10 protein-coding genes and 1 pseudogene are annotated in these 12,190 nt (G+C 45.9%); 9 read left to right on the plus strand and 2 right to left on the minus strand.

Going from position 1 to position 12,190, the window contains the following annotated elements; translation table 11 throughout:
- Positions 1 to 58: 58 nt before the first annotated feature.
- The 7 genes and pseudogenes from OCU77_RS25275 to OCU77_RS25000 all read left to right on the plus strand — a co-directional run.
- A pseudogene (locus OCU77_RS25275) lies at positions 59 to 406 on the plus strand (AAA family ATPase); the annotation flags it as partial.
- A gap of 9 nt (positions 407 to 415) precedes the next feature.
- Positions 416 to 1,468 (plus strand): DUF58 domain-containing protein, encoded by a 1,053-nt coding sequence (locus OCU77_RS24975; RefSeq protein WP_084711856.1) that lies wholly within the window; start codon positions 416 to 418, stop codon positions 1,466 to 1,468.
- The gene (locus OCU77_RS24980) at positions 1,468 to 2,049 is read left to right on the plus strand and encodes a DUF4381 domain-containing protein (protein ID WP_107302948.1); all 582 of its coding nucleotides are present in this window, start codon (positions 1,468 to 1,470) and stop codon (positions 2,047 to 2,049) included. The genes OCU77_RS24975 and OCU77_RS24980 overlap by 1 nt, the downstream gene beginning before the upstream one ends.
- Positions 2,046 to 3,155: a vWA domain-containing protein gene (locus OCU77_RS24985; RefSeq protein WP_048900144.1), complete on the plus strand. Its 1,110-nt coding sequence runs from the start codon at positions 2,046 to 2,048 to the stop codon at positions 3,153 to 3,155. The genes OCU77_RS24980 and OCU77_RS24985 overlap by 4 nt, the downstream gene beginning before the upstream one ends.
- Positions 3,148 to 4,950: a vWA domain-containing protein gene (locus tag OCU77_RS24990; RefSeq protein WP_107302949.1), complete on the plus strand. Its 1,803-nt coding sequence runs from the start codon at positions 3,148 to 3,150 to the stop codon at positions 4,948 to 4,950. Before OCU77_RS24985 ends, OCU77_RS24990 begins: the two co-directional genes overlap by 8 nt.
- Positions 4,934 to 6,298 (plus strand): BatD family protein, encoded by a 1,365-nt coding sequence (locus OCU77_RS24995; protein ID WP_053111872.1) that lies wholly within the window; start codon positions 4,934 to 4,936, stop codon positions 6,296 to 6,298. Before OCU77_RS24990 ends, OCU77_RS24995 begins: the two co-directional genes overlap by 17 nt.
- 123 nt (positions 6,299 to 6,421) lie before the next feature.
- Entirely contained in the window at positions 6,422 to 7,330 is a 909-nt protein-coding gene (locus OCU77_RS25000) for a LysR family transcriptional regulator (protein WP_048900143.1), read from the plus strand.
- A gap of 113 nt (positions 7,331 to 7,443) precedes the next feature.
- Here the strand turns inward: OCU77_RS25000 and OCU77_RS25005 are convergent, their stop codons facing one another.
- Together OCU77_RS25005 and OCU77_RS25010 are read right to left on the minus strand one after the other, a co-directional pair.
- Complete coding sequence (locus tag OCU77_RS25005) at positions 7,444 to 8,427, minus strand: HAD family hydrolase (RefSeq protein WP_048900142.1); 984 nt, start codon at positions 8,425 to 8,427, stop codon at positions 7,444 to 7,446.
- 142 nt (positions 8,428 to 8,569) lie between these two features.
- The gene (locus OCU77_RS25010; protein ID WP_315972524.1) at positions 8,570 to 9,286 is read right to left on the minus strand and encodes a formylglycine-generating enzyme family protein; all 717 of its coding nucleotides are present in this window, start codon (positions 9,284 to 9,286) and stop codon (positions 8,570 to 8,572) included.
- A 266-nt stretch (positions 9,287 to 9,552) separates the two neighbouring features.
- Between OCU77_RS25010 and OCU77_RS25015 the strand changes: the two genes are divergently transcribed.
- A complete protein-coding gene (locus OCU77_RS25015; protein WP_048900140.1) occupies positions 9,553 to 10,875 on the plus strand; it encodes an anaerobic sulfatase maturase in 1,323 nt (440 codons plus the stop codon).
- Between the two features lie 10 nt (positions 10,876 to 10,885).
- Positions 10,886 to 12,034 (plus strand): tetratricopeptide repeat protein, encoded by a 1,149-nt coding sequence (locus OCU77_RS25020; RefSeq protein WP_048900139.1) that lies wholly within the window; start codon positions 10,886 to 10,888, stop codon positions 12,032 to 12,034.
- The last annotated feature ends 156 nt before the right edge of the window (positions 12,035 to 12,190 follow it).

Below are 12,190 nucleotides of genomic sequence, written 5' to 3' on the forward strand. Positions count from 1 at the left end.
TGCAAACGGTGGCGATAGTCACGCCCATAACCAGATGCTCACTATTGATCCTGCCAATATTTTAGCGGCACGCCAAGCTTTGCCTGAGGTTGAAGTGTCTGAACTGATTGAGCGCTACATTGTGGGCCTTGTGATGGCGACACGAAAACCCGAGCGTTACCCTGACTCTCGTCTTGCGCGTTGGATTGATGTCGGCGCGAGTCCTCGCGCATCGATTGCGTTAGATAAATGTGCGCGTGCCAATGCATGGTTGCAAGGTAAAACATACGTCGAGCCTGATGATATCCGCGCGGTTGCTGCCAATGTGCTCGGGCACAGATTTACGCTGAGCTATGACGCGTTAGCCGATGGTATTACGCGCCAAGATGTGGTGAATGAGCTTCTTGATCATGTCGTAATTGGCTAAGGCGGCACTATGACTTTCAAAGATGAGGCAGATAGAAGAAAAGGTGACACTTCAAAGCCCTCTTCAAAGTACGCTTCAAATCATTCTGCAAAGCAACTCGCTAAGCAATTCGATGAGCGAATTTATTGTGATTACTCACGTTTAGTGAGACTTCAAGCGCAGGTTGATGGGTTCAGTTTCCTTCCTCAGCGCAAAGCAGGTAGCGCGCTATCGGGTCGGCACCATTCATCGTTTCGTGGGCGAGGGCTGAATTTTGAAGAGCTACGTCATTACCAACAAGGCGATGATATTCGTAATCTTGATTGGAAGGTTACGATGCGAACGGGTAAGCCTCATGTGCGAAGCTACACTGAAGAGAAAGATCGTAGCGTGATCCTCTGCGTTGATCAGCGTAGCAGCATGTTTTTTTCATCGGTTAATATGATGAAATCAGTGGTCGCTGCTGAAATTGCCGCCTTAACTGCGTGGCGAGTGTTGAAAGACAGCGATCGGGTCGGTTTTGTGATTAGCCGTCACGATAGCATCGAATACAGCATGCCGAAGCGTTCGCAAGCCAATGTGCTGTCTAATCTCAACCAATTAGCTCAAGCTAACCAAGCCTTGGATGTCAGTCGCCAAGATAGCCCAGATGTTGGTATGGCGGCCTTGGTGCGATTGCTTGGTCGATTAAAATGCCGCAATAACACCATTATATTTTTGAGTGATTGGTCTGGCGTCACTAGCGATGACATTCTTCATTTAAAGCACCTGCAAAAGCATAACGATGTGTTAGGCGTACTCATTGCTGACCCTTTAGAAAGTGCTTTTGTGGCTATGCATTCTGCAGACATAGCTACAGACTCCAGCACGTTTACGCCTTGGGTGGTGGGGGACGGTGATTATCAATTTAATCTTGCTAATCGCCAACAGATGGAAAAAGCCCGCCAAGGGTTAGAGCAACACCATCAATTAAAAAAACAACAGCTATTACAGCTTATGGCGGTGCAACATCTCCCTATGATCGAACTTGATACCCAAGGGCTGCATCTCGAACAATTTAAACGTGCTGTGGGAGGGCGCTAATGAGTATTCACACCCCACCTAGTACCTATATTTTACGCGATATTGTGGATGTGGCTGTCCCTGAGTCCGTAGCGTGGTGGCCACAAACCATAGGTTGGAAGGTACTCGCCTTTATGATTTTAGTCGGGTGTTTAGTCTGGGGCTATCACCGCATTAAGCTGTGGTGGCAAAATCGCTATCGTCGCGAAGCTTTACAAGCATTGGCAACACTCGATCTTGGCTTACCCCGCGAAAGTGCGACATCGTTATTAACTATTCTCAAAGCCGTGTTGGTTTATCTCGAACCCCAAAATTCGGCATTATTTGGGGACGCTTTATTACAAAAACTTGATAGCTTATTGCCATCGGCAACGCTGAGCAGTGTCAAGGGTGATGCTGAGGTTAAGTCTGACGCTGATTTTCAGTACCAGGGGGAAATTGGCAAAAAGTGGTTAGCGGTAAGTTTGTCGAGTCAGCGCTCCCTAACTGAACCTGAGTTAGTGACTTTGATTGCTCATACCCGTAAGTGGTTGCTGCTTCATCGTAATGCAAAATTAGATAACGCAAAACCAATTAGCGTAACCAATAAAGGGGCGCAATGATGACGATATTTAGCGCATGGTTAGGGTTATCAATTGAATTCGTTCACCCCTACAGTTTCTTGTTATTGCCACTGCCGTTGTTGGTGTATTGGTTTATTCCTGCTTACCGCACCAAGAAGACCGCAATAAAAATTCCATTTTTTGACACCTTAATGACGGTGTTGGGAGAAACACCAAGCGAAGGTGCAAGTCAACTTACACCGAGCTGGTGGCAAAGAGTGATCTTAATTATATCTTGGATATTGGTCATCACTGCGTTAGCTAAACCTATGATTTTAGGCAAGCCTCAGGTACGTGAGCAGTTTGGTCGTGATGTCATGGTGGTCGTGGATTTATCTGGCTCGATGGCAGAGACCGACTTTGTTGCGACAAAGGCCAACTCTGCCGAAGGGATCCGTGCTGGACAGCGAATTTCACGTCTGGCTGCTGCCAAGCAAGTGTTGACGGACTTTGCTAACACCCGTCAAGGGGATCGTCTTGGCTTAATTTTGTTTGGTGATGCTGCATTTTTACAAACGCCTTTTACTGCTGATCAGCAAGCTTGGCTGGATCTGTTACAGCAAACCGATGTCGCGATGGCAGGGCAAAGTACGCACTTGGGTGATGCGATTGGTTTGGCGATTAAAGTTTTTGACCAAATTTATACCCAAGACCAAGACGCTAGCCAGCCCACACGGGAAAAAGTGGCCATTGTGCTGACAGATGGTAACGACACGGGCAGCTTTGTTGAACCTATAGAAGCCGCCAAAGTCGCAGGGGCGAAAGATGTGCGTATTCACATGGTCGCCATGGGAGATCCTGCAACTGTTGGTGAGCAGGCGTTAGATATGAATACTATTAAACGTGTTGCCGCCTTATCAGGTGGCCAATCTTTTCAAGCCTTGGACCAGTCTGAGCTGGAACAAGCCTATGCCACTATCGGTGAGCTAGAGCCCGCGCTTTATGAAGCGACAACCTATCGGCCTAAACAGACGATTCATCATTATTTGATCAGTGCGGTTGTGGTGATCTATTTACTGACTTTCTTCATATTGACCTTAAAACGAAGGGTGACTAAACAGCGAGAGCGAGCTGCTGCAATCGTAGGAGGCAGTGATCATGACTGATTCTCTTTTTTGGCAGCAAGTGCTGAGCGGTTTTCATTTTATTCGCCCTTGGTGGTTAGTTGCGTTTATTCCATTGGCTATCACAGTTTATTGGCGCTGGCAGCTTGATGAAGTATCAAGTTGGCAACAGGTGTTACCAAAGCACCTACGAGATGCGCTGACGATTGGTGAGAAAGGTTGGAAAAAACAACTTCCGCTTAAAGTGCTGACTCTGTTGATGGTGTTGGCGATTTTAGTGTGCGCAGGCCCGAGTTGGCAGCGTGAAGCCTCCCCTTTTGGTGAAGACAAAGCGACCATGCTGGTGGTGATGGATGCTAGCGAATCTATGTTAGAAAAAGATGTAGCACCAAGTCGACTAGAACGCGCGAAGCAAAAGGTCCGTGACCTGTTGGCGCTAAGGCAAGGCGGTAAAACAGGGTTGGTGGTGTATAGCGGCTCAGCACATACGGCAATGCCTCCCACCCAAGATAGCGATGTGTTTACGCCATTTTTAACCGCCATTGAGCCGAGCATTATGCCTGAATCTGGTAAATCTGCTGAACAAGCCTTACCGCTTATCTCAAGCTTATTGGGTAACGAATTAGCTGGATCGGTTTTATTGATTACTGATGGCGCCAATCCAACCACAATCGAGGCATTTAGTGCGTATTTCGCGCGCAGCCCTCACCAACTGTTAGTGTTGGCGATGGGGAATTCGGATGTGGTGAGTCATCAGCCTTTTGATTTGAAATCTTTAAATCAATTGGCAAATAGCACTGAGGGTAAATTGGTCGAGGTTTCGGTTGATGCCAGTGATGTGCAAACTTTGAATCGTTATGTTGAGCGACACATGCAACTCAACAACGAATCTGCAATGCCATGGAAAGACATGGGCTATTACGTATTGTTTCCTATCACCTTTATTTTGCTGTTGTGGTTTCGTAAAGGTTGGCTGGTTCAATGGTGCTTGGTGGCGGCAGTACTTCTTCCTGTCACATTTTCAGCGCCTGTTTCAGCACAAAATATCCACACTAAAGCGACACCAACGGCAGAGGAAATCGCGTCAGAAACCGAGACAGTTACCGTATTTGATCGGATGTCGGCATGGTGGAGCGATCTGTGGTTAACGCCAGATCAGCAAGGCCAGCTGTATTTTAATCGGCAAGAGTATGTTAAAGCAGCACAACACTTTACTGATCCCTTACGCAAAGGCGTGGCGTATTACTATGGTGCTGAATATCAGTTGGCGCACAGTGCCTTTTTACAAGTGGGCAAGAGCAGCCCTGCAGTTGTTAGTAAAGCTATTGAAGATACCGGTGCTAGCACTCGTTCAGCACAACGTGAATTAGGGTTATTCAATGCCGCGAATGCGTTGGCACGTCAGCGAGAATACCTTGCCGCACGGGATATGTTCTTACAACTGGCTCAGCATGCCCAAACTGAGCCCATTCGCGAACAAGCCGATCATAATTACCAAGTGATTAAAGGCATTGTTGAAGAGATTAACCGTACCAGTGAAAGTCAATCAGGCACGACCGACGGCCCTGAAGAATCGTTTGAGCTTGGTGATAACCCGCAAACTGCCGAAGGGGCAGAAGAGCAAGTGAGTTCGGAAATGATGGTACGAGAGACACTCAATGCCAACGAAATTCTTGGAAGTGATGAACTGGCTGATAAATGGCTACGACGTGTAGAGGCTGATCCTAAATACTTTTTGCGTGCTAAATTCCAGTTGCAGCGCATAGCGCAAACGGCGGAGCAAGGCAAACTTGGTTCTACTACCTCACAAGGAGGCGCTGATGAATCCAATGAATAAGCCAAAGTGGGTTTTACTCAGCCTTATCTTGTTGTTTTTACAACCTGTTATGGCCGCTGAAAGTGTCATTATTTCGAAATATGATCAGGCAGAGATGAAAAACTTGGTGAGTGTGAATGCTTGGCTTGAAGGGACTGATAAAAGTGCCAAAGCTACTCAAAATACAAAGCATAGCAATACCGCCAGTGATGAAGAAACATCTGACCAGAAAGAAGCAGTGTATGCGGTTAGTGAGCAGATCGTCATGGTGATTGAAGTCTCGACCCCGCGCTGGTTAACCGGTGGTACTCGGATCGACAGTATTGAAATTCCTAATGTCATCGTTAAGCAACGTAACCCGTTGGCGACCAATTATACCCAACGTCGTGATGGACAAACTTGGTCAATTCAACGCTGGGAAATTACCTTGTACCCACAGGCATCAGGACAATTTCATATCCCACCGACCCGTGTAACGGCTCAAGTTTCAGCGCCAAATGGTCAGAATATACAGGCGAATTTAACGACGCCGCCATTGGCATTTAAGGCCAGTCTTCCGTCTGGCTTTTTAAGCGGAGACAAAGGATGGGTTGCAGCCAGTGCGTTAACCGCGAGCGAGCAATGGGAAGTATCTCGTGAACAGGGTGAGCTAAAAGTGGGCGATAGCATTACTCGCAGCGTAACACTAACAGGTACGGATACTCTATCTGTGTTGCTTCCTCCCTTGCTAGCGAAGGCTGAGATCCATGAGCCGAGTGATAGCTATCATCGTTATCCGAAGCCCAATGCTTTAGACGATAGTCAGTCACGCGGAAATTATCAGTCATCACGTACCGAAGAAGTGGTGTATGTATTGCAAAAAGGGGGCGAGCTGCACTTTCCAGACCTGAAGTTACAGTGGTGGAATACAAAAACGCAGCAGCTAGAGACACTAGTGGTGGAAGGACGCCGTTTTACCGTTAAACATACAATGAGTTCTTGGCTATCGCTATATGGTCCTGCGCTATTTACCGTGCTCGTTTTATTGGCTGTGGGTTATATTTTGGTTCGAATGATGTTTCGTTACTATCGTACTCGACCAACGCCACAATGGTTAGTCTTTAGCCGCGCACTAAAAACGAAAAGCTGGGCCACTGCACGCGTATTGGTATACCGAAAACTGCGAGGACAAACTCAACAGCTAGAACTGCATCAGTACCAAGCCTCATCATCGTGGCTGTCATTGAGTCAACGCTTACAGCAAGCAAAGTTAAGCCGTGCAGGATTTATCTGTGTGTGGTTGAAACTGAAGAGGGTGACAACCAAAGGTTACGCTTTGCCTAAAGCGCTCCCTGCTCTGGAGACAATAAACACCAAAAACGAACCTTAGCTCAAATTATTGAGCAATAACACTCGCCCCATTTAGGGTGATTACCTACACTAAAATGACATGTATTCAACCCATTAAGCGTATTTCATCGGCTTGATGGGTTTTGCTTTATCAGCAGGAAGAATGAAAAGTACTGAACTCAATTTAATCCCCATTTTTGTTGCTATCTTTGAAGAGCAAAATTTATCACGTGCTGCAAAGCGGATGGACATTACTCAGCCAGCGGTGAGTAAAGCGCTGAAACGTTTACGCGAAATTTATGATGACCCACTGTTTCATCGTAACACCTCAGGTGTTGAGCCAACCACGTTTGCCTGCGATATTTATCCTGCAATGGCTGCTGCATTTAAAAATTTTAGTTCGACATTATCGGCATCACGGGCTTTTGATCCTAAAGTCTCAAATCGTATCTTTTCAGTGGCTTGTGTCTCAGCGGCGAGCTATGAATTGATGCCGCAATTGATGAAACAAATCCACGAACAAGCGCCGCATATTTCTATTGAAGTACATCCTCTGTTTACGGAGGATTTTGAAAGTGATTTACGGCTTCAACGGTATGATTTGATCGTTGATTTAGCCCCTCGTGGTCGAACCGTATTAAAAGTAGAGCCGATTCTTTCAGAGCGCTTATTAGTGGTATGCAGTGCGCGACACCCACGTATCCAGGATTCCATCACCCCAGAGCAGTTTTTAAAAGAACAGCACGTAGTGGTGTCTCGTTGGCACAGTCGGAAAAGCTTGTTGAATGATGAAGATATCGCAGATCTTGATAAGCGAGATATTAAGTATCGAGCGCCTGGTGTCGTGGAAATGTTACCTGTGATTCATAACAGTGAGTACATAGGCATGTTGCCGGAATCGACCATTAAGGCGTTCGAAAAGACTTATGATGTGAAAGGCATTCCTCTACCGTTCACCGATAAAGAATATGATTTGTGTGCGATTTGGCACCCGAGCCGTACCAGTGAGAGTGCGCATAAATGGTTGAGGAATCAAGTGAAGCAAGCCGGAAAAATCATAAAGAAAAGTTAGGGGAAAGTCAGTTCTGACGATGACTACTCTTTATTTAAAAGCTCCCTCAACTAGGGAGCTTTGGGTTTATTTCTCGGTTGTATTTTTTAGAGGGCGAGGTAAGGTTACCGACGTTAGTAAACAGTGCACCATGCATTTTTCATATCAATAAGATGCCAGTTATCACGGTCATTGGCTTCATCCATTGCTTTGTCTAGCTTTCCGACACTGGACTTACGGTCATATTTCCATTCACGAGCTTCGTCAGTATGGTGCACTATCATCGCCATAGAATTTGGCTGGCTGGTCGCCCATTGCATCATCGCGTGATCACCGTCTGAGTTGCCAACGGCGAGTACAGGTTTTTTACCAATAATGTGCTGAATGTTTTCTGGCTTGCCTGCTTTATCATCAATAGTGAGGATTTCACCCATTTTAGTGATGGTTGGTTGACCATCATTGTATGCGTATTGGTATTTAAGGGCGCTGCCAATGATTTGTTCTGCGGGAATATTGTAAACTTCTGGTGCCCATGCACGCATAAAGTCCACGCCACCACCTGACACAATATAGGTTTTAAAATCATTCGCTTGTAGGTAAGTGAGCATCTCACGCATTGGCTTGTAGGTCAGCTCAGTATAAGCTTTGTTGAACCGCTTATCTTTGGCTGTGGTTAGCCATTGGTCGACAGTTTGTTGGTACTCCTCAACTGTCATACCACTGTGGGTGACTTTGACTATCTCAAGCAGTGCTTCTTCACCGCCAGCAAATACACTATCAATATCATCATTTAATACGAACTTAAACGGTGCTTGTGTTTTCCATTCGGGGTGATCTTTGGCCATCATTTTGACTTGATCAAGGGCGAACGCCAGTTGGAAATAATAGGGTTTTTCCGACCACAAGGTACCGTCGTTATCAAATACCGCAATGCGGTCTGCGACAGGCACAAAGGTATCTTTTGATGTGTCTGTGGATTGTTCAACAAAGCTTACAATGGCAGCCTTACTATCGCCATCTTTCCACGAGGGTAATAGGTTGGGATCACAATCCATCGCCATGGTTGAGAAGGATAGGCCCGATAAGACTGCGAGAGCGCAGATACGTTTTTTGTTCATATTATTATTTACCTAAATTTTGAGTGTATTGGTGAAATACATTGAGGTGAAACATCAATGAGAACAGCGTGATTAATCCTCTTCCTAACCATAGGCTGGCACTCTAAGCCCCCTGAAGTGGCATTAAACGTTGCTTCTCGAATTAATTCGCGTCTTTCGCCAGTCGAAGACCCATGTCGGACATAATTATAGACTGGCTGGCAAAGTCGCGGCGAAAATTCTCTGATTCATCAGGGTCATAGGCAAAGCTGCCACCACGGACTGACTTGTGAGCTAACCCTGCTTTTTCATCTTTGGCATTGCTGGGGTTGTCGGTAGGGCCATAGCGGTAAAAGGTGTCATCAAAGGCATCGATAACAAATTCGCCGACGTTACCTGTCATGTCGTACAGCCCAAGTTCGTTGGGTTGTTTCTGACCAACAGGGTGCGCTTTGTTTTTGGCATTACCCGCATACCAAGCGACATCATCAAGGCTATTTGAACCGCTATAAGTAAAACCTTGGCTCTTGTTGCCACCTATCGCTGCAAACTCCCATTCGGCTTCGGTCGGCAAACGGTAATGTTCACCTGTGATTTCGTTGAGTTGCTCAATAAAGAAATTGGCTTGCTGCCAACTGAGGTTATTAACTGGAATATCGGGCGCTTTAAAGTAGCTTAATGACGAGCCCATTACCGATTCAAACAATTCTTGCGTAACTTCGAATTTTGAGAGGTAGAAGCTGCCGACGGTAACGTCTCTGGCTGGGCTTTCGGCTTTACTGGCATTCGCTTGGTTTGAACCCATGGTAAAGCTGCCGCCTTCGACTAACACCATGTTGCTATCAATTTGCTGAGCGATGGGGTGAGGTGCTGTTGGCATGGTGCAGGCAAATAAGCTAGCTAGCGTAACCGTGCTTATCGCGATGGCCGCGAGAGAGTATTTAGAACCTAATGCAAACATGGGGGGATCTCCAAATTGAAGCTAAGCCGGGATTACATTGAGGTCATGTTGGCCCCAAACCTAATCAGCGAGCATCTATTGTAGGCAATCTCTTCATTCCCATTGGTTATAAGGGGTATAACAAGCCATGGCGGCATGCGGGTTTTATTATGGAGGCTCTTAGTTTGTCGCTTGAAAGGTGAGATATGTTAGTCACTCAAGGTCCACAGTTTAACGGTAAGGCGTCCAAGCGTTTGCACGTGATGGCAAAGCCGATTGGTGCAGCCTGCAACATTGATTGCACTTACTGCTATTACTTGAGCAAACAGGATTTGCTGGAGTACAAGAAGGGCTGTTCACCAAAAATGGATGACGACACGTTAGAAACTTATATTCGACAATATATTGAAGGACAAAATACCCCCGAGATCATCTTCTCGTGGCAAGGCGGTGAGCCGACTATGCTCGGGTTAGAGTATTTTCAGAAAATCGTCGCATTTCAGAAAAAATATCAGCCAGTAGGCGTAAAAATCTCAAACGATTTACAGACTAATGGCACCTTACTTAACGATGAGTGGTGCGCGTTTTTAGCTGATAATCATTTCTTAATTGGGTTAAGTATTGATGGCCCAGAGTTACTGCATAACACCTATCGCACCAACAAAGCGGGACGCGGTACGTTTAAGCAAGTGATGAAAGCGGTTGAGCTATTACACAAGCATAAAGTTAACTTTGCGACCTTAACCTGTGTGAATAACTTAACGAGCCAAAATCCACTTGAGGTTTACCGCTTTTTACGTGATGTGGTGAAGTCGCCACAAATGCAGTTTATCCCGATTGTAGAGCAAAAAACATTTCGCACCACAGCGCCGCAAAAGTGGCAGCCACAAGATCAGTTAACGCAAGGCGATGCCCGATTAAATCCATATCACAAAGACTCTGTGGTTGAACCTTGGTGTGTGTCTGCTGAGGCATGGGGGGACTTTTTGATTGCAGTGTTTGATGAGTGGATAACCAAAGATATTGGCAAAGTCTTTGTTCAATATTTTGAAGCCAGTGTTGAGACTTGGATGGGGCGCAAGAACCCCTTATGTACGCTAGGTGAGATCTGCGGCAAAGGGCTGGCGATGGAACCAAATGGCGATGTCTTCACCTGTGACCACTACGTTTACCCTGAGTATAAGGTTGGTAATATTCATCATCAAAAGCTTGATGAGATGGCGTATTCCCCTGAACAGCAAAAGTTTGGCTTTGCGAAATCTCGAAATTTGACAACGCAATGTCAGCAATGTGATTACAAATTTGCTTGTCATGGTGAATGTCCGAAAAATCGCTTCATTCGAACCCAAGAAGGGGAGCCGGGGCTTAACTATTTGTGTGCGGGGTGGCATAAATTCTTTAGCCATGCTGACAAGGCGATTGCGTACGTATTGCGTATGACGGGGAATCCCGTTGCTCACGGGCAATACAGCGATGAACGAGGCACTCTACAAGTTCGACGTGCACAAGCATTTCCCACCAAGTTTTAGGAGCTAAGTGATGAAGAAACTACTCACAGTGCTGACAACAGCAGCCTTGATGACATCACAGGTGTATGCGGCAGGCACCTCGGCGATGAACGCTTCGGCTATAAACACAGATAGTGAACAGTCACAATCTACGCAAAGTACGGCGTCACCTATTAGTTCTGAGCAAGTCCAACAATGGGTGTACACCGCACAAGATAAACGCCAAAGTGATCAAGCAAGAGCGAATGCCTTGCGCCAACTGGCACCATACCCGAGTCAAAATAGTTTGGTTGCTGTTGTACGCGGCTTACAAGATGACAATGCAATAGTCAGAGAAGCGGCTGTTATTGCAGCAGAACCTTATCAATTTGCTAATCGTTGGCGAATGCTTGCACCTCTGTTAACGGATCCTAGTCAGCAGGTGAGAGTGACTGCCACAACTAATCTTATCCGTGATTTTGGCAATATGTCACCCGCGCAACAAGGCACAATTGAAACGGCTTACCAAGAGTTGGTGGTATTTCTTAGTGCGCAAGCAAATGTGTCTAGCACTACATTTGACACTGTTCCCGAGATGCCCTCAGATATTGTTCGCGGTGCAGATTCTGTAAACCCAGATTCCTTGAACCTAAAGTCAGCTTTGTTATTAGCAGATGTTTACCGCTGGCATCAAGAGTGGGATAAGGCACAGGTGCTCTATGATAGCTTGATCACCGCAGAGCCAAACAATGCGCAAGTCTGGCTGAGTTTATCTGACAATCTCCGTGCTCAAGGTAAAGATAAACAAGCCTTAGAGGCGCTGGACAAAGCCATTGAGCGCCAGCCAAAAGAGGCAAACCTGTATTACTCAAAATCGCTAACACTCGTGCGGTTAGAGCAGAAAATCAAAGCGGCCGACGCTATCGAAATTGCTGCGAAAATGGCAGAAACCAACAGTTATTTTTGGTATTTAAATGGTGTGTTACAAGAATCAGTAAACATAGATAAGTCTGTAAAGTCTTTTGAACAAGCTTACTTGATTTCAGGTGCGCCCGAGCAGTTATATGCGGTGTGCGATATTTATGTGCGTACTAAAAACGATAAAACAGAAGCGTGTTTAGATGAGCTAGGAAAAATAGCCCCTGATTATGTGATCGCTGAATTAAAGACTAAAGCTAAAGGGCAAGTCGCCTCTAATTAAAATGACGAGGGGTGTAATCGGTTTTAATGTTGGAGGTGGTTAGGCTGCCAAGCAATAATAAATGAAAGTTGCACGGGTTAATCACTCGTCAGCTTTCCATTAAACTATATATCCTTCTAGCAAATGAAAGCTCTTTCATGCTTAACACCTAATACA

The sequence above is a fragment of the Photobacterium swingsii genome (assembly GCF_024346715.1).
In the GTDB taxonomy this organism is placed as follows: Bacteria; Pseudomonadota; Gammaproteobacteria; order Enterobacterales; family Vibrionaceae; genus Photobacterium; species Photobacterium swingsii.

What these genes read in the sequence shown, in the direction of transcription:
- OCU77_RS24990 (WP_107302949.1), top strand. Translation starts at nt 3,148, where the DNA reads ATGACTGATTCTCTTTTTTGGCAGCAAGTGCTGAGCGGTTTTCATTTT.
- OCU77_RS25020 (WP_048900139.1), top strand. Translation starts at nt 10,886, where the DNA reads ATGAAGAAACTACTCACAGTGCTGACAACAGCAGCCTTGATGACATCA.
- OCU77_RS24985 (WP_048900144.1), top strand. Translation starts at nt 2,046, where the DNA reads ATGATGACGATATTTAGCGCATGGTTAGGGTTATCAATTGAATTCGTT.
- OCU77_RS24975 (WP_084711856.1), top strand. Translation starts at nt 416, where the DNA reads ATGACTTTCAAAGATGAGGCAGATAGAAGAAAAGGTGACACTTCAAAG.
- OCU77_RS24980 (WP_107302948.1), top strand. Translation starts at nt 1,468, where the DNA reads ATGAGTATTCACACCCCACCTAGTACCTATATTTTACGCGATATTGTG.
- OCU77_RS25005 (WP_048900142.1), bottom strand. Translation starts at nt 8,427, where the DNA reads ATGAACAAAAAACGTATCTGCGCTCTCGCAGTCTTATCGGGCCTATCC.
- OCU77_RS25015 (WP_048900140.1), top strand. Translation starts at nt 9,553, where the DNA reads ATGTTAGTCACTCAAGGTCCACAGTTTAACGGTAAGGCGTCCAAGCGT.
- OCU77_RS24995 (WP_053111872.1), top strand. Translation starts at nt 4,934, where the DNA reads ATGAATCCAATGAATAAGCCAAAGTGGGTTTTACTCAGCCTTATCTTG.
- OCU77_RS25000 (WP_048900143.1), top strand. Translation starts at nt 6,422, where the DNA reads ATGAAAAGTACTGAACTCAATTTAATCCCCATTTTTGTTGCTATCTTT.
- OCU77_RS25010 (WP_315972524.1), bottom strand. Translation starts at nt 9,286, where the DNA reads ATGCCAACAGCACCTCACCCCATCGCTCAGCAAATTGATAGCAACATG.